This is a genomic window from Streptomyces sulfonofaciens, assembly GCF_014656295.1.
Lineage (GTDB): Bacteria > Actinomycetota > Actinomycetes > Streptomycetales > Streptomycetaceae > Streptomyces > Streptomyces sulfonofaciens.
This window is the reverse complement of sequence record NZ_BNCD01000012.1, coordinates 83,252-100,179: the sequence shown is the minus strand read 5'-3', so window position 1 is coordinate 100,179 and position 16,928 is coordinate 83,252. Positions and strand designations below refer to the sequence as shown.

The 16,928-nt window shown below is 73.9% G+C and carries 10 protein-coding genes and 1 riboswitch; of the genes, 3 read left to right on the top strand and 7 right to left on the bottom strand.

The annotated features are described in order from the left end of the window. Positions 1–168: 168 nt before the first annotated feature. Positions 169–1,296, bottom strand: coding sequence for a Nickel transporter NicT (gene nicT, locus IE313_RS20200; RefSeq protein WP_189934203.1), 1,128 nt, complete (start codon positions 1,294–1,296; stop codon positions 169–171). A gap of 26 nt (positions 1,297–1,322) precedes the next feature. Continuing rightward, positions 1,323–1,548, bottom strand: a riboswitch (cobalamin riboswitch). A 512-nt stretch (positions 1,549–2,060) separates the two neighbouring features. Here nicT and IE313_RS20195 point away from each other — a divergent pair. Then, positions 2,061–2,828 carry a tRNA-dependent cyclodipeptide synthase gene (locus IE313_RS20195; RefSeq protein WP_189934201.1) on the top strand — a complete coding sequence of 256 codons (768 nt, stop codon included), beginning with the start codon at positions 2,061–2,063 and terminating at the stop codon, positions 2,826–2,828. Beyond that, complete coding sequence (locus IE313_RS20190; RefSeq protein WP_189934199.1) at positions 2,825–4,054, top strand: cytochrome P450; 1,230 nt, start codon at positions 2,825–2,827, stop codon at positions 4,052–4,054. The genes IE313_RS20195 and IE313_RS20190 overlap by 4 nt, the downstream gene beginning before the upstream one ends. Positions 4,055–4,291: 237 nt before the next feature. On the opposite strand, the gene IE313_RS20185 is transcribed toward IE313_RS20190, so the two are convergent. From IE313_RS20185 to IE313_RS20180, 3 genes are all read right to left on the bottom strand, one after another. Next, positions 4,292–5,362 (bottom strand): class I mannose-6-phosphate isomerase, encoded by a 1,071-nt coding sequence (locus IE313_RS20185; protein WP_229924799.1) that lies wholly within the window; start codon positions 5,360–5,362, stop codon positions 4,292–4,294. 470 nt (positions 5,363–5,832) lie between these two features. Next, complete coding sequence (locus IE313_RS36020) at positions 5,833–5,955, bottom strand: hypothetical protein (protein ID WP_268256721.1); 123 nt, start codon at positions 5,953–5,955, stop codon at positions 5,833–5,835. Positions 5,956–6,210: 255 nt separating this feature from the next. Next, the gene (locus IE313_RS20180; protein ID WP_189934197.1) at positions 6,211–10,596 is read right to left on the bottom strand and encodes a cation-translocating P-type ATPase; all 4,386 of its coding nucleotides are present in this window, start codon (positions 10,594–10,596) and stop codon (positions 6,211–6,213) included. Positions 10,597–10,742: 146 nt separating this feature from the next. On the opposite strand from IE313_RS20180, the gene IE313_RS20175 reads away from it, so the two are divergent. Continuing rightward, positions 10,743–11,153: a hypothetical protein gene (locus IE313_RS20175; protein ID WP_189934195.1), complete on the top strand. Its 411-nt coding sequence runs from the start codon at positions 10,743–10,745 to the stop codon at positions 11,151–11,153. 339 nt (positions 11,154–11,492) lie between these two features. On the opposite strand, the gene IE313_RS20170 is transcribed toward IE313_RS20175, so the two are convergent. The 3 genes from IE313_RS20170 to IE313_RS20160 are packed head-to-tail and all read right to left on the bottom strand — an operon-like array spanning position 11,493 to position 16,571. Next, positions 11,493–14,249, bottom strand: a complete 2,757-nt coding sequence (locus tag IE313_RS20170; protein WP_189934193.1) for an alkaline phosphatase family protein — start codon at positions 14,247–14,249, stop codon at positions 11,493–11,495. A gap of 4 nt (positions 14,250–14,253) precedes the next feature. Beyond that, complete coding sequence (locus IE313_RS20165) at positions 14,254–15,633, bottom strand: ABC-2 family transporter permease (RefSeq protein ID WP_189934191.1); 1,380 nt, start codon at positions 15,631–15,633, stop codon at positions 14,254–14,256. Beyond that, the gene (locus IE313_RS20160; RefSeq protein WP_189934189.1) at positions 15,630–16,571 is read right to left on the bottom strand and encodes an ABC transporter ATP-binding protein; all 942 of its coding nucleotides are present in this window, start codon (positions 16,569–16,571) and stop codon (positions 15,630–15,632) included. The genes IE313_RS20165 and IE313_RS20160 overlap by 4 nt, the downstream gene beginning before the upstream one ends. Between the last annotated feature and the right edge of the window lie 357 nt (positions 16,572–16,928).

Sequence of the window (16,928 nt, the reverse complement as noted above, 5' to 3'; positions counted from 1 at the left end):
TGGGGTGAGGCCGGTGGCGGCTGACAGCCTAGAGCCTGCTGAGGACGTGCGTCAGCGGGCGATGACCCGGTGCGAGCGGGGCGCCGGGGCCCGCCGGCGCGGTGGCAGCCCTGGCCCCGGCCCCCGGCCCGTCCGCGGGTGCCGGACGGGCCGGGAGGGCGGACGGGCTCAGCTTCGCTCGGCCACCCGTGCCGCCCAGCGCTTCTCCACGCCTGCCACCTTCCAGTAGCCCAGGGCCAGGGCCCACACCACGACGAAGAGGCCCGCGATGACATAGCCGACATTGTCCAGGTCGATGTCCGCGATCCAGCTCGTGGCGGCGTCGTCGAGGTGCAGCTTCTCGTGAAGCACGCCGACCAGTTCGATGGTGCCGATGACGAACGCGACGGCGATGGACAGCCCCGTGATGGTGAGGTTGTAGTACACCTTGCGGACCGGGTTGGAGAAGGCCCACTGGTAGGCGACGTTCATGAACGTGCCGTCGAGGGTGTCGAACAGGCTCATGCCCGCCGCGAAGAGCAGCGGCAGAACGATGATCGCGTACCACGGGATGCCCGCTGCGGCGCCGCCTCCGGCCAGTACCAGGAGCGTGACCTCCGTGGCCGTGTCGAAGCCGAGGCCGAAGAGGAAGCCGAGCGGGTACATCTGGCCGGGCCGGGACACGGACCGGGTGAAGCGGCCGAGGATGCGGTTCATGAACCCGCGCTCGTCGAGGTGCCGTTCGAGCCGCTCCTCGTCGATGTCGCCCGAGCGCATCGAGCGGTAGACCCGCCAGATCCCGGCGAGCGCCACCAGGTTGAACGCGGCGATGAGGTAGAGGAAGGAGCCGGAGACGGTGGTACCGACGACGCCGAGCGTCTGGTGGGTCGCCGAGTCGTCGTCGAGCAGTGTTCCGGCGAGTGCGGCACCGCCGCCGACGAGGGCCGACAGGACGACCACCACGCTGGAGTGCCCGAGGGCGAACCAGAAGCCCACGGACAGCGGCCGCTTGCCGTCGGCCATGAGCTTGCGGGTGGTGTTGTCGATGGCGGCTATGTGGTCGGCGTCGAAGGCGTGCCGCATGCCGAGGGTGTAGGCGGTGATGCCGAGCCCGAAACCGAATGTCTTCGACCCGATCTCGTAGTGCCCCGGCACCACCAGCAGAAGCAGCACCCCGAACGCGACGACGTGCAGCCCGGCGACCGCGGCGAGCAGTACGACCGTGCGCACGGTGTCCTCGCGCCGCCAGCGGAGCAGGGGGGCGGGCCCGCCGGTCGCGGGCGAAAGGGTTGTTCGAGCAGAGGAAGGGTGTGTCACCGACTGAACTCCAGCACCTCGTGGACGTTTCCTGAGATGCCGTGGCCGGTCTCCTGGCTTACGGGTGCACCGGCGCTCCGCCTTCCCGGCCGCCCGTACTGCGGGCCGGCCAGTGGCCGTAATGGAACGCGGTCTCCCATCGCCATGGCGTGGCGCGGGACCCGATCACAGTGGCGAGGGCCGCCCCGGACTCGGCTCCGCTGCACGGAGCCGCCACCGGTCTTCCCGAACACCACGGCCTCGTCAGGCTATGCACGTCCGGTTGCAGCCGCAAGACGGTCCCGGTCAGTCAAGAGGCCGTCAAGAGCGGTCGATCCGCCTTGCGGAGCGGTCGCAGGGCCCCCGGTCCGCCGGCTCGGCACCCCGTCGGGGCGGATCGATCCTGGTCGAGGGGGCCGGGGCGCGAGTGACGGGAGTGGAGCGTTCCGCCCGGGTGCGGGGCAGCGCCGCTTAAGCGTTTCGGACATGCTGCGGACTCCCGGGGAGCAGGTGCCGGCGCCGGCGGCGGCGTTCGAAGGGTCCGCGACGAGGCCGGGGCGGTGCCGCGGCCCGCACGAGGTGATGCCCGTGTGCTCCGGGCGCTTGCTGTGGCAGCCGAGGGGTGAGCCGGATGCTCCCGGCGGAGGAGCGCGCTTCCGCGGGCCACCGCAAGCGCGTTGCAACGCTGTGCGTTCGAGCCCTTACGTGGTGTGAGAGCCGTCCGCGGACTCGGCCGCCGGTGCGCGCCACGGGCCGGGTTCTCCGCATCGATGCGCAGGAGAGACATGGATCACACCGCAGAAGAGAGCGATCCGGCAGAGTTCACCGTCGAGCCGTACACCGCCAACTGCCGGGCGATCTACGCCCGGGCCGACCACGTCCTGATCGGCGTGAGCCCCGGCAACGGCTACTTCAGCCAGGCGCGGCTGAGCCGTCTGCTGCGCTGGGCCGACGGGGTCTTCGCACGGGTGGACGCGATCGTCGCCGACAGCGCGCTCGTCCACACCTACAGGGCTCTGGGCGCCACACCCGAACAGGCGGACATACAGGCCCAGCGCGCCACGCGCCAGACCTGCCGCCGTATCGCGCGGGCCTGGCAGGCCAGCGGCGCCCCGGCGGAGCGGCACCACGTCCGCACCCTGTCCGAGTTCGTCCACCACCCCCGGTACCGGGAACTCCTCGCCCGCTGCGAGGAGACGGTCGAGAGTGACGCGGCGGTCCGCAGCGTCTTCCGCCGGGCCACCGAGAGCGCGCTGGCCTCACAACTGAGGGCCAGGTCCTCCGCTTTCGACCCGACCGCACCCACGCCGGCCCAGGTCGAGGAGGGCATGCGGTATCTGATGGCCGAGATGCCGCTGGTCACGGACACACCGGGCATTCTGGGGGTGCCGTCGTCGGTGCACGTCTACCACCGCATGCTCCCCCTCGTCCCGCTCGGCTTCGGGAGCCTGTTCGCCTCGCCCCACCAGGCGTTCGCCCTCGTCCGGCCCCGCGAGGACGCCGAGCGGCCGCCCGCGGCGGACGCGCCCCGGCCCGGGGAGGAGCGGCCGTGACCGAACCGTTCGACCGGACACGGCCCGGCCGCCCGCCCCTCGCCTTCCCCTTCGGCGACTGGGGACAGGAGCTCTCGCCGCGCTACGCACACCTGCGTGCCGCGCGCGCACCGCTGCACCCGGTCGTCACCGTGACCGGCGACCGTGTCTGGCTCGCCACCCGCTACGACGTGGTGCGCAGACTCCTCGCCGAGCCCGGGCTGAGCATGGCGGCGGCTCTGGAGCCGGACGCGCCACGCCAGGAACCGGTCCCGCTGCGCGCCGAGGGCGGCAGCGGTGACTCCGTGACGAGACTGCGGGAAGTCGGGCTGCACAAGCTGATGGCCGACGCCCTCGGGCTGCGCGCCGTTCGCCGGCACGAGGAGTGGACGCGCGGACAGGCCGAGGACACCATGGCGGAGCTGATCGCCCACGGCCCGCCCGCCGACCTCTACCCCGCACTCGCCGTACGCCTGCCCTTCGCGGTGGCCTGCCGCGTGCTGCTCGGCCCGCTCGAGGTGGACGCGCGGGAGCGGCTGGACGCGTGGTGCGACACGATCCTCACCTGGCGGGGCCCCACCCGGCAGGAGCAGACCGCCGCGATCAACGCCGTGCACCGGTTCTTCCTCGACCGCCTGCCGCACCTCTGCGACGCTCCCGGCGAGCACCTGGTCAAACGCCTGGCCCAGGCGGACGGCGAAGGCCGCCTGCGCCCGGACGACCTGGCCGAACTCGCCACGTCCTTCTTCATCGCCGGCTACCGCACCTCGTCCAGCTTCCTGGCCAACGCCCTGGTGACGCTGGCGCGGCACCCCGAGGCGCTGGCGGCGCTGCGTGCGGATCCCGCCCTCGTCCCGGCGGCCGTGGAGGAGCTGCTGCGCCACACCCCCATGGCGACCGGCGGCGCCAAACGCGTGGCGACCAGGGACGTGGAGATCGACGGCATGACCGTCCGGGCCGGGGAGTGCGTTCTTCTCTCGCTGGAATCCGCCAACCACGACCCGGCCGCCTTCCCCGATCCGGACAGCTTCGTCCCGTCCCGCGCCGACGGCCCCCACCTCGGCTTCAGCCACGGAAAGCACCACTGTCCCGGCAACCGTCTGGCGCGGATGCAACTGGGGGCGGTGGTGGGGGTGCTGGCGGGCAGGGCCGCTCCCGAGGTGCGGCTCGCCGTGCCCGCCGACCGGGTGCGGTGGCGGCGGGACGTGGCCTTCCGCGTTCCCGAGGGCGTACCGGTCACATGGTGAGGCGGTGGACCGGGCCGCCGTCCTCGGCCGCCGCCGGGGCCGTCCTGCCCGGTGCCGTCGACTGCGCGTGCCGAGGGGCGCGGCGGGTTCCGCCGGGCAGCGCTCGGCCGCGGGCGCGGGCGCCTCACGGGCCCCGGGGAGGCGCGGGCGCCTCCCCGGGGCCCGCCGGGACAGGGGTCGCGCAAGGGGGCCGCCGCCGCTCTCGCCGCGGTCCTGATCGTCCGGCCGCCGCACCGGTCAGTGGGGCGCGTCCGGCGCGGGAGGTGCGCAGTGGATCGCGGAGAGCTGCCCGCCGAGCGTGATCGGGCCCGCCCCGTACGGGAGCAGGACGCAGGCGCCGGTGGTCAGCGGGAGCCGCTGTCCGTGTGCTTCGAGCCATCCCTCGCCCTCCTCGACGACGAGTACACCGAAGCCCGGGTCGATGTGACCGGTGCCGTCGACCCTGCGGCGGAGGGCCCGGAAGAACGGTGCGGCACCACGCGTCAGCAGTTCCTCCGCGGCCCCGGAGCCCCCGCCGGGGGCGTTGCGCAGGCCGGCGAGCCGGGTGTCGTCCAGCGCGCCCCGGTCCAGTCCCGCGAGCGCGGTGGCGGGCGGAAGGCCGAGGAACGCCTCGTCTACCGTCAGCCCGAAGGACTCGTACTCCAGCAACAGGGAGAGGTCGGTCGGCTCCTGGAGTTCGACGAGCGTCACCCCCGGGCCGATCGCGTGGGGGGTCCCGGCCGGGACGAGCAGCGTGTCCCCCGGTCGCAGCGGCACCTTCCGCATGGCCGCGAGCATCTCGTCCCGGTCCTGGCGGGCCACCCACGACTCGACCCGGGACGCGGTGACGTCGTCGGTGAAGCCGATGAGCGCGTACCCGTCGCCGACGGTGTCCAGGACGATCCACGCCTCCGTCTTGCCGGTGTCCCGGCCCAGGTGGCGCTCGGCGAAACGCGCATCGGGATGGTAGTGGACGAACAGCCGCTCGTCCGTGCTCAGTAGTTTCACCAGCAGCTTCGTGTCCGTGCCGAACCGCTGGACGTGTGCGGGCCCGAGCCAGGTCGCCGGGTCCTCCTCGACGGCCGCGCGCAGCGTCCGCCCGTCGGGCAGGACGGTGAGCCCGACGCCCCCGCCCGCGAAGACCTCGGTCGTCGAGGCCAGGAAGTCCTCGGGGCGACGGTCGTCGGGCAGGTCGATACCGCGGAACCGGGCGATCCCGCTGCCTCCCCGGTACGGACGGTTCGCCGGCCGGTTGGCGGGCAGCGGCAGCGGGCTTCGGCCGTCGCCGCTCATGGGACCCGGGTGGGTGCGCTTCGTCTCGGCCGGCATCGGCGTCCTCTCGTTGCCACGTCACGTGTCCGGGACGCAGGCCGTGCGGAGTCCGCCGCCGAATGCCTTCAGCAGGCCGGGATCCGCCGTGCCCGCCTGCCCCGGCGCTGTCGCACGTTCCTGTCGACGTTACCCATCCCGGGGCCGGGGCACCACGCCCGGCCCGCGGGCGGACGCGGCCACCCGGCGCCGGCCGCATCCGCCTCGCCCCGTGCGGCTTCCCGCTGTTCCCTTCCCGCTTCGGGGCGCGAGCGCCGGGACCACCGGGACCGGGTGCTCCGGGATGCGCGCGCGGTTCGCGGCGCAACGTGTCGCGCAGGTCGTCGGGGGGCGGACGCGCGGCGGCGCGGCCAGGGTGAGCGGACGGGGGCACTTCTTCGCCGCGGACGCGGTGACCGAGTACGTGGCCACCGTGCCCTCCTGCCCCGGCGGGTCGACGGCCGGGCCGCCCTGACGGAGCTGTACCCGTGCTACGGCGACCTGATCCGGCTGACGCGCGCCACGACCTGCGCGCCCTCCACGGCCGGGAGCAGTCGGTGGTGGTCCTGGAGCGCGCCGTCGAGGGGAAGAGCGTGGGCACCGGCGCGGAGCACCGCAACGGGTTCGTGTCGATCAGCACGGTCAGGGACCGCAGGATCGTCCACCGGCGGCCGTCTCGACTCCCTCGCCGTCGTGCGGGCACTCGGCGAGGCGGCGGCGCTCCGCGACTGAGGCGGCCCCCGTGCCCGCCCGCTCCCCCGGGCGGGCATATGACCCCCGATGTCCCGCGCCGGCAGCGCGGCGGCCCCGGCCGGTCGGCGCCGCCCCCACGCCCGGCGTCGCCTCGCAGACGCGACGGCCGGCGGCCTTCAGGGCGTGGCGGTGGTGGGGGCCGGGCGGTGCCCCGGGGCCACCGGGGCGAACAGGAGGGACCCGGCCGTGGCCGCCGCGCTGCACACCAGCGCCGTCGACCAGGCGAGCGGGCCGAGCGGGACGCAGCCGAAGAAGTGGCTGACGCCGGGCGTCTGGATGACGGCGACGAGCGCGAGGGCGGAGACGGCCACGGATCCGACGACCGCCAGGCTGCGCCCCCCGACCAGCAGGGTCTGGGCGAGTTGGGTGCCCACGAGGGCCGCCAGGGCGATGCTCCTGGCCCTCGCCGGACGGCCGGTGGCCCGCCCGGCCAGCCACGCCGCGCCCGCGCCGGCCGCGGTGGCGGTCGCCCGCACGGTGATCTCACGGGTGAGAACGGTGCCAAGTGACGCCTCGGGGCCCTCCTGCAGCAGCCGTTGCGCCGTACCCGCCTCGGGACTGCGCAGGGCGACGGCGATGGCGGGGGCCAGGTCGGTGAACAGGTTGACGAGCAGGAGCTGACGGGCCGTCAGCGGCGAGGAACCGCTGACCGCCGAGCCGGCCAGGGTGAAGGCGATCTCCCCGAGATTGCCGCCCACGAGGATGGCGAGGGCCCGGCGGACCGAGGCCCACATCGCACGGCCTTCGACGAGCGCGGCCAGGATCGTCTCCAGGCGGTCGTCGGTGACGACGAGATCGGCGGCGGCGCGGGCGGCCGGTGTGCCCCGCCGGCCCAGCGCGATCCCGACGTCGGCGAGCCGGATCGCGGGTGCGTCGTTGGAGCCGTCGCCGGTCATGGCCACGGTGCGGCCCAGGCGCTGGAAGCCCTGCACGACGCGGACCTTGTGGGCGGGAGTACCGCGGGCCACGACGCCGACCGCGGGGAGCAGCGCGTCCAGGGCGTCGTCGTCGAGTGCGTCCAGCTCGGCGCCGGTGACGACCCGGCGGCCGTCGAGCACCTTCAGTTCGCGCGCGATGGCCTCGGCGGTCTGCGGGTGGTCACCGGTGATCATGACGATCTGCACACCGGCGTCCGCCAGTGCGCGCACCGAGTCGGCCGCGCCGCTGCGCACCTCCTCGCTGAGCAGCAGGAAACCGAGGAAGTCGAGGCCGGTCACGGCCTCGTCGTCGAGTTCTCCGGGGGCCGCCTCCCGGCGCTCCGCGACCGCGAGCACCCGGTTCCCGGCCAGGGCCAGGTCCTCTGCGCGGGCCAGTAGTGCCGCGGTGTCGATCGGGCGGCCCCCGTCGGTGGCGCAGCGCCTGGCGACCTCCTCCGGGGCGCCCTTGACGGACAGCAGCCTGGTCCGTCCCGCGCGGCCGAGGGCGGCGTGGAAGCCGCGGCTGGGCTCGAAGGGCAGATGGGATTCCGCGTGCCAGTGGGGCGCGCCGCCACAGGCGTGCACGCGGGCGCGCCGCGCGCCCTCGGTGACGGCACGGTCGGTGAAGTGCTCCTGCGGCCGGCCGCCGCGGGCCCGCGGGGTGGCGCGCAGGGCGGCGGCCAGCACCGCGCGCTGCGCGGACCGCAGGTGCGTGAGCGGCCGGCTGTCCGCGCCGGCGTCGACGCCGGTGAGTTCGATGCGGCCCTGGGTGAGGGTGCCGGTCTTGTCGAAGCACAGCACGTCGGTGCGGCCCGCCGCCTCGATGGTGCGCGGGTCGCGCACCAGCACCCCCTGCGCCGCGAGGCGGCGGGAGGCGGCGAGCTGGGCGGCGGAGACCAGGAACGGCAGGCCCTCGGGCACGCTGGCGACGGCGAGGGCCACACCGGCTCCGATGCTCTGGCGCACCGCGCGGCCGTGCAGGAACCCGGCGGCCATGACGGCGCCCGCCGAGCCAAGCGCAACGGGCAGCACGGTGCGGGTGATACGGGCCAGCCTGCGCTCCACGCCCACGGCGGGCGCGGCACCGCGGGCCGTCCGCGCGCTCCGTCCCGCCTCGGTGTCGGCTCCCGTGGCGATGACGACGGCCGTACCGTGCCCGGTGGCGACGGTGGTGCCCTCGTAGACCATGCTGGCCCGCTCGGCGACGTCGGCGGCGAGCACGGGCTCCGGGCTCTTGGTGACCGGCATGGACTCACCGGTGAGCGCGGACTCGTCCACCTCCATGCCGCGGCCGTCCGCCAACCGGCAGTCGGCGGGCACCAGATCGCCTCCGCCGAGCCGGATGACGTCGCCCACGACGAGTTCACCGGCGGGCACCGTGCGCTCCTGCCCGTCGCGCACGACGAGGGCGGTCGTCTGGGACTGCTTGTGCAGCCTGCGCACCTCGCGCTCGGTGAAGTGGCGCTGCGTGCCGCCGATCACGCCGGACAGCAGCGTCACACCGATGACGATGGCCGCGTCCACGAGGCCCCCGACCGCCGCGGACAGCGCGCCGCCGCCGAGCAGCACGGGGGTGAGGGGGTTGGCCAGTTCGGCGGCGACGGACCGTACGAGGGAGGGCTGCCGGGGCCCGTCCTGACCGGGGGCGGCGCGCCGCGCGGCCTCCGCGTCGGTCAGGCCGTGGGGTCGGCTTCCGGTGCGCGCCAGCACGGTCTCGACCGGCATCGCGTGCCAGGGCTCCCGGGCGGGCAGCGGATCCGGCGGGCGGCGCAGCACCTGGACGCCGGTCCAGACGCCGTAGGCCATACCGAGCGCGGCGGCGCCGTTGACGGCTGCCATGCTGCGCGCGGCCGGGCGGTACTCCGGTCCGGCCAGCGCCGTCACGGCGCCGATTCCGGCCGCGGCCTGGGCGAGGCGTACGGCTCGCCGGGAGACCGTCCGTGCGGGACCGCACGCCTCGGCGAGCAGCAGGCCCTCTCGGGCGGACGAGACGTGCACGTGCGCTCCCCAGGCCGGCAGACCGTCCGCACCGGCCACACCGACGCCGAGGTCGGCGCAGGTGAGGGCCGCGCGGTCGGAGGAGACCAGCAGCACGCCGCGCCCGCCCGACTGAAGCCGGCGGACGGTGGCGGCGGGTGTCTCGCCGTCCGGCGCGATCTCGTCGGCACCGGGGACGACGGCGCGGGCCCGGGGCCCGCAGGCGACGACGCGCAGCCGGGAGCGGTGGGCGGCGGCCACCAGCAGCCGGGCGGCGTCGGGCACTTCGGGGACGGCTTTGACGACGGCCACCAGCCGGTCCCCCTCGGCGAGGGCGAGCAGACGGGCGTCGTCCTCCGCGAGCGCGGCGGCCTCGGACCTGCCGGTGCGTCCGCGGACCGGCAGCTCCCCGAGCGGGCCGAGCCGCCAGCCGTCGGCCTCGGCGAGCCGGCCGGGGGCGCCCGGGTCGAACAGCCGGTGCCCGGTCGCCGCGAGCTGCCCGACCGGGGCACCGTCGTCCAGCGGCACGAGGTCGGCAAGCCGGTAGGCGCCGTCGGCCAGGGCGCCGGTGTCCAGCACGAGCGCCCCGATCCGGTCGAGCAGGCGCAGCGCCTGCGGCGTGTGCACCGGTGTGCCGCGCGCGCTCAGGGCACCGCCGAGGATTCCGGCGAAGCCCTCCCGCGCCAGTACCGGCGCCTTGGGGATCGCGGCGAGCGCCGCGGCCACCGCTGCGCGCGGGCGGCGGCCGATCGCGAGGACCCCGGCGAACCCGGTGCCGGCGACGTAGCCCGACCTGGCCGCGTACCGCTCCACGGGGCCGTCCCGCAGCGGCGCCCCACGTGCCGGCACCTTGGGCGGCGAGCCGGCGGCCGCGCGCTCGCTGGCTCCCGTCAGGCCGGCTTCCGCCTTGCGCCAGGCGGTGCGTGCGCCGTTGAGCTCCGCGACCCACAGCCCGTGCCGGACGACGTCGACGGTCAGGCCGAGGACTCCGCCCGCACCTGCCTGGAGGACGGCGCTGAGCGCGGCGAGCACCACTCCGACGTTCTCGTGGCCGAGGGCCGCATCGGCCAGGCGGCGCAGCCGGGGCTCGTAGTCGATCTCCGAGATGACGGCCGCGACCTCGGGCGGCAGCGGCGAGAAGCGCACGACACGGCTGACCGCGGCGAAGGGCAGCGCGGCTGCCTGCAGGGCCAGCGACCAGACGGCCCTGCCGGTGGGCCGGGGCGCGGCCGGGTGCGAGGCGGGCAGCGACTCGCCGTCGGCGCCATGTGCGCGTTCGACCTCCTCGACGACACCGAGCAGCTCGTCGAGGAGCGCGACGTCGCCCTCCGTACCGCCGCCGGCCCCCGCGACGGCGACCACCACCGCCTGGAGCGGGGTGTTCACGGCGGCCCACCGCACGGCGGGGTGAGCGGCAAGCCGCCGCTCCAGCTCCTCGACGATCCGCTCCGCCCGCGGGCCCCGCAGTCCTCGCACCAGGATGTGGCGGCGCCCGTCCCCGAAGTGCACCACACGGGAGCCGGCGGCGGTGTCGGCCGCGGAGCGACCGGTGATCCGGGCGCAGGCGGTGGCGAACCCGCTCAGCAGCCCGATTGCCGGGGCCTTCATGTACCACCGCCCACACCTCGCCGATGAGCCGAGCGTACCCTTGGATAAACCGAATGTAGTGATATGTGCTGGATTGCACCCATGTGTTTGCACCCATGCGGCCCTGGTACGCGTTCATGAGACGTTGCATCGAGGAGGCGAGTCGTATGACGAGCACCGCGAGCGCCGGCCGGAAGAGCAAGGCGACGGGCAAGGCCGCGCCGCGCACGTCCGGCCCCAGGAAGTCCACGACCAGCGCCCGCGAGAAGTCCGGGACCGGCACCCGCACCGCGGGGCGCCGCGGCCGGTCCGGGGAGGCCGGGGAGGAGCAGCGCCTGCACATGCACACGGCGCACCCCTCGATCCCCGTCCCCTACGTGACCAGGGCGGACCTCTCCGCCAACGTGCATGCCGCCGAATCCGCGCTGCCGGACGTCAGGATGCCGCCGCCGGAGCGGCTGGCCTTCTACGGCGGTCTCGGCGCACTCGCCGTCGCCGGCGCGGTCGAATGGCCGGTTGCCGCGGCCATCGGCGTCGCGACGGTGATCGCCCGACGCGGGCGCCGCGGCAGCGAGTGAGGGTGCGGGCGCGCCCTGGAGCAGGAAAGGCGCGCGGCACCCACGCCGCCGAAGCGGCCGTCAACCAGGCCGTCGCGGTCCTGCGCACGGCCCTGGGTACCGCCTGATCGGACCCCCCGCGGCCCGCGGGGCGGCGGCCGTGGCGGCGGGCCCGCTCGGCCCGCGGCCCGGGCGGGCGCGGCGCGGCCGCTCCCCGCCCACCGCCGGTGCTCAGGCCGGTATCCGCTGCGGCGGTCCGCGCCCGCCATCTGCTGCGTGGAGGCGTCGAGGGGCCCCCGGCCGGCGGTGATGCCGACCGGGGGCCCCTCGACACGAACAGTCCGCGTCAGCCGTCAACCGTCAGTCATCGGACTCGGGCGACGGGATGTAGGCGCCCGGGACGTCCTTCGGCGCGAAGATCTTGTCCTCGCCCGGGTACGGCTTCGTCCACTCGTGCGTCTGGTACCACGTGAAGTGGTTCATCTGCGCGGGGTTCGCGAAGTCGGCCTGGGCGTGGATCCCGGTCAGCCGCTGGTGGGACTTCCACTCGTCCCACTCCGCCGCCACCTGCTGCTTGTCCGCCGGCACCTTCGCCGACGGCACGGCCGCCGCCGAGGGGTCCTGGGGCGCCGGGGTGTCCACGCCGCAGGCGGGCGGCGTCGCAAGGCCCGCGGTCAGCGAGGTCCGGTTGGGCAGCGCCTTGAACGGCGTGAGGTCCGCCTTCTTGGTGAACGCCCCGCTCATCGGCGTCGCCGCGCTGTCCTTCTGGTTCATCGGGTGGATCCCGAGGATCTGCTCGATGGTCCGGATCATCGTGATCTGGGAGTAGTAGTGGCTGTCGACGACGCCGTGCCTGGCGTAGGGGCTGATGATCTGGATCGGGGCACGGTGGCCGTCGACGTGGTCGAGGCCGGCCTGGGAGTCGTCCTCGACGACGAAGATCGCCGAGTCCTTCCAGTACTTGCTGTGCGAGATCTCGTCGACGATCCTGCCGACCGCGAGGTCGTTGTCCGCGACCTGGGCGGCCGCGTTCGCCGGACCGCCGGTGTGGTCGCTGGAGAGCCAGAACATGTTCAGGTTCGCCGGGCCGTTCTTCTCGAAGTCACGCTTCCAGATCTGCTCCCGGTAGACGTCCGGGACGCTGGTGTCGAACTTGGGGAAGCCGTGCACCGACACGTCGTTGAGCGACGGGATCGGCGAGGACGAGACCAGGGGGTAGGCGGTGTCCTGACCGCTCGACGCCATGTTCTTGCTGTCGCAGTACAGGTTCTGCCAGCTCGCGCCCGACGGCTTGGTCAGGAACTGCTGGAACTCGCCGAAGTCCCGCACGGACTTCCCGGCCGCCTGGGCACCGGTCCAGATGAAGCCGCTCCGCTGGTGGCCGAGGGCGTCGTCCTCGGTGTCGTAGCTGCGCAGGTACTCACCGGCCGAGGACTCGGTGTACTCCGGGTCGTCCGCCTGCATCAACCAGTTGTGGCCCTCGGCGGAGTTCGTACCGATGTCGTACGTGTTGTCGTACAGCCCGAACTGCTGGGCCAGGGCGTGCTGGTTCGGCGTCACGTTCTCGCCGAACTCCGTCAGCGACGGGTCGCCGTTGCCCTGCGGGAGGTCACCGAGGACCTGGTCGTAGGTGCGGTTCTCCTTGACGATCATGAAGACGTGCTTGATCGTCGAGGGGTCGCCGAGCCGCGCGGGAACCGGCACCGGCTTCGCATGGCCCTTGCTCCCGGCCAGGTCGACCGAGCCCTTGTCCCAGCCGTTCTGCTTGAAGACCTTGGCCGTCTCGGACTTGATGACCTTGTCGCTCGGCAGGGTGAAGCGCTGCACGCTCGACGTCGTGTCGTGAGTGCCGTGCCCGGCGCTGTTGGTGGGGCGGCGGGCGTCGATACCCCGGGTGTTGGAGACCAGCACCTGCTTGCCGACGGTGGCGATCTCCGCCGGGAAGTAGTCCGTCGGAAGCAGGCCGACGTAGCCGACCGGTTCCTGCGGGCTCGTGTACCGGTAGACGGCGACCGCGTTGGCGCGGCCGAGCGTCACCAGCAGGTGGCCGTCGTCGGTGAGCGTCACCGCGTCGGGCTCGTAGCCCACCGACGCCTCGGGCCACGGCCGGGTGGCGATGGTCTGCACGACCTTGTTCTTGGCGGTGTCGATGACCGACACGTCGTTGGTGGCGGTGTTGGTGACGAACAGCGCGCCCTTCCTGGCGTACAGGGCGGTCGGGTGCAGCCCGACGTCGATGCTCGCGACGGAGGCGGACGGGTTCGCCAGGTCGATGACGCTGACCGTGCCGGTGGTGGTGGCGGCGGTCACCGGGTCGGCCGGCACGGGGGTGTTGTAGGAGTTGATCGTGGTGTCGCCGGGCTTGGCCGGACGCCCGCCCTCGTTGCTGACGTAGAGCCTGCTGCCGATCTGCACCATGTCGCGCGGGGCGTTGCCCACGGCCCAGCTCCGCTGGACGGCTCCGGTCGCCGCGTCGAGGGCGACCACCCGGTTCTGGCCATTGACGGCGGAGTACACGGTGGAGCCGTCGGCCGAGAACACCGGCTCGCCCACCAGTGCGTGCTTGGGCCCGTCCGCCGGGATCTTGATGGACGTCGGGTTGGCGACGCTGCCGTCCGGGTTCACGGTGAACCGGGTGTAGCCGTCGGTCTGGCCCAACCACAGTTGCGAGCCGTCGGGCGAGTACGTGGGGCCTTCCTGTCCCACGTCGTTGCCGCTGATGCGCGGGGTCGACGACGCGGAGTTGCCGACGAGCTGCTGCACCTTCCAGTTCTTCAGGTCCACTATGGACAGCGCCGCCCCGCCGTCGGTGACCGAGGCCGCGAGGTGGGTGCCGTCCGGGCTGATCGTGGACGACATGATCTTGCCGTTGTTGATGACCAGGCGGTCGCCGTACGGGGCGATGTACTGGTCGCTGGGGAGGACCTGGCCCTGATCGGTGGTCTGGCCCACCTGCTCGCTGCCGAACTGGCGCGTCTGGGCGAAAGCGGTGCCGGCGGCGACGACGGCGACGGCGGTGATGCCTGCCGTCACCAGGGGCACCCGGCGGCCGATGCGTCTACCGAGGAGGCCGGAACGATTCTCCTCGACACGCCGACGACGGCGCGTTACCTGCATGGAGTTATCCCTTCGGGGTGTTGGCCAGCAGTTCGACGTTTCCGTCGAACTGCCACAGCGGGTTCGGTGCGTCCCCGGTGGGGGTCCGCACCAGGAAGTAGCCGTTCACTTCCTTCGGTCCGTCGCCATCGGCCACGAACCGCCCGTCCGGAGTGACGTCGAGTTGGTAGATGGCCGTCCCCGTGGCCTCGACGTCGGGGAGGTGCCAGGAGACGACGCAGCGCCAGTCGTTGCCCGGCCCCTGGGCGCCGTCCTGGACGCCGCCCTTGGTGCACGCCGCCGTGGCCCTCAGTTGCGCCTCGGTGACGTGGGGGCGATGGAGCTGCTCGGTCTGCATGCGGTAGAGGTGGGCGAACGCCGTGGCGACCGAGCGCTGGACCTTGTCCTGCTCGATACCGGAGCCCGTGGCCGAGGTCGTGGCGGCGACGACCGCGACCGCCGCGGCGACCAGTCCGACGAGCGGCAGGACCCCGACGGCGACCGCCCTGCTGCCCGAGCCGTCGTAGCTCGGGTTGGTGAAGTCGCGCCGCACGAAGAGCAGACAGGCCAGCGCCGTCGCGGTCACGGCCCACACCAGGGCGACCACGACGCCGATCAGGAGCGGACCGACCTGCGCCGGGCTGGTGAACAGCCCGTTCCAGGCGATGAAGGCGTAGCCGGGCAGGGCGAGCCGCCCGGCGACCGGGAGCGGCAGCATCTGCGCGAGCTGCATCGCGAGGGCGACGAGCGCCGGCAGCAGCAGTCCCATCGGGGATCGCCCCAGCATGACGGAACCGAGGAGTCCGATCGCGGCGAGGGCCAGCGTCGGGGCGAGTACGCAGGCCCAGGCGAGCAGGACCTTGCCGGCGGCGTCCGCCGACGTCAGGAGGTGGCCGTCGAGGCCGACCAGCGGCTGGTTGCCGACCGTCAGGACTCCGCCGACCGCGCTGGAACAGGCCAACCCGGCCACGAGCAGCAGAATGACGGTGAGACTGGCCAGTGCCTTCGCCGCGAAGATCGCTCGGGGCGAGCGGACCGCAACGAGCAGATGGCGCCAGGTACCGAGCCGGTCCTCGGAGGCGAACACGTCGCCGGCGACCACCGAGGTCAGCAGCGGCAGCGCCCAGCTTCCCGCGAAACCGAGCGTCACCAGCGGTCCGGCCCAGCCCGTGGCGTGCATCAGGCGGCCGAAGAGGGTGTCGACGGGCAGCGAGCTCTGCTGGCTCACGGCGGCGACGAAGAGCGCCGGCGCGATCCAGCAGGCGAGGACCAGCAGCCGGATCCGCCATTGCGAGACCAGCTTGACCAGCTCGAAGCGGTAGCAGCGCGCCACCGAGACGCGGCGGGCGACGGCGGCGCGGTCGTCGGCGGTGGTCGCCGGGTCGTCGGCGGTGGTCACGGTCATCGGCCGGTCTCCTGCTGCTCGGTGAGGGCGAGGAACGCCGCCTCCAGCGGCGAGACAACGGGGGCGAGTTCGCGCAGCGCGATGCCCGCCTGCACGAGCCGCACCACCAGTTCGTCGAGGGCGGGCACCAGCGCGCGCACGACGAGCACCTCGGCGTCGTGCCCCGCCCCCACGGCGTCGGCGACCCGGACCCCGGCCGTGTCGGCGGCCAGCCGGCGGGCGGCCTCGGGGTCGGAGGTGAGCAGCCGGTAGTCGAGTTCACGGTTCTCGGCGGCCAGCTTGCCCAGCGGGCCGGAGAAGGCGACCCGTCCGGTGGCGAGGATGGTGACCTCGGAGCACAGCGCCTCCAGGTCGTCCATGCGGTGACTGGAGAGCACGACGGCGGTCCCCTCCGACGCGAGCCGGCCGAGCACACCGTGAACGTGCTTCTTGCCCGCCGGGTCGAGGCCGTTGGACGGCTCGTCGAGCACGAGCAGCCGGGGCCTGGTGAGCAGGGCGGCCGCGAGCCCGAGCCGCTGGCGCATGCCCAGGGAGAAGCCGCGGGCCCGGTCGTCGGCGACGTCGGTGAGCCCGACCTGGTCGAGCACGTCCTCGATCCCCGCCGTCCGCGCGTCGTGGCCGCGGAGTGCGGCGAGTGCGGCGAGGTTCTGCCTGGCGGTGAGCGAGGGGTAGAGGCCGGGCCCGTCCACGAAGCCGGCGACGCCGTCGGGTGCCGCGAGCGCCCGGCCGACCGGCGTGCCCAGGATCTCCAGGCTGCCGCCGTCGGCGACGGCCAGGCCCAGCAGGAGGCCGAGCAGGGTCGTCTTGCCGGCGCCGTTCGGTCCCACCAGACCGTGGATCTGCCCCTGCGTCACATCCAGATCGATGCCGTCGAGTGCGACGACGTCGCCGAAACACTTGGTGATCCCGCGAGCCCGGATTGCGCGGAGTGTATCCATGAGTCCCTTCTTCCACTGCTTCAAGGACCCTAGGGACGGCACACATCACAGGCGGGGACGGCAGGTTGAACGTTCATTGAACGGAAGGCGGCCGGAATCCGCACGGCCTCGCGGTCGTCCGTGTGACGGCCCCTCACCGGTGCGGGCGGGGAGCCGGTTGCCGCGGTCGCGCGGTCACCGGTTCCCGTAGCCGAAGACCCGCTGTTCCCGCGTCACCCGTGCAGTCGGCCCCCGTCTTCAGACATCCCCACAGGACGAGGTGGTGCACATGGAGAACGACGTGTCGGCGATCGACGCCACCGGACACAGCGGGTTCGCGGTCCCCACCCGCCCCGGCACCGACGGGTGAACGCGCCC

What these genes read in the sequence shown, in the direction of transcription:
- IE313_RS20195 (WP_189934201.1), top strand. Translation starts at nt 2,061, where the DNA reads ATGGATCACACCGCAGAAGAGAGCGATCCGGCAGAGTTCACCGTCGAG.
- IE313_RS20185 (WP_229924799.1), bottom strand. Translation starts at nt 5,362, where the DNA reads ATGCCGGCCGAGACGAAGCGCACCCACCCGGGTCCCATGAGCGGCGAC.
- IE313_RS20180 (WP_189934197.1), bottom strand. Translation starts at nt 10,596, where the DNA reads ATGAAGGCCCCGGCAATCGGGCTGCTGAGCGGGTTCGCCACCGCCTGC.
- IE313_RS20175 (WP_189934195.1), top strand. Translation starts at nt 10,743, where the DNA reads ATGACGAGCACCGCGAGCGCCGGCCGGAAGAGCAAGGCGACGGGCAAG.
- IE313_RS20170 (WP_189934193.1), bottom strand. Translation starts at nt 14,249, where the DNA reads ATGCAGGTAACGCGCCGTCGTCGGCGTGTCGAGGAGAATCGTTCCGGC.
- IE313_RS20165 (WP_189934191.1), bottom strand. Translation starts at nt 15,633, where the DNA reads ATGACCGTGACCACCGCCGACGACCCGGCGACCACCGCCGACGACCGC.
- IE313_RS20160 (WP_189934189.1), bottom strand. Translation starts at nt 16,571, where the DNA reads ATGGATACACTCCGCGCAATCCGGGCTCGCGGGATCACCAAGTGTTTC.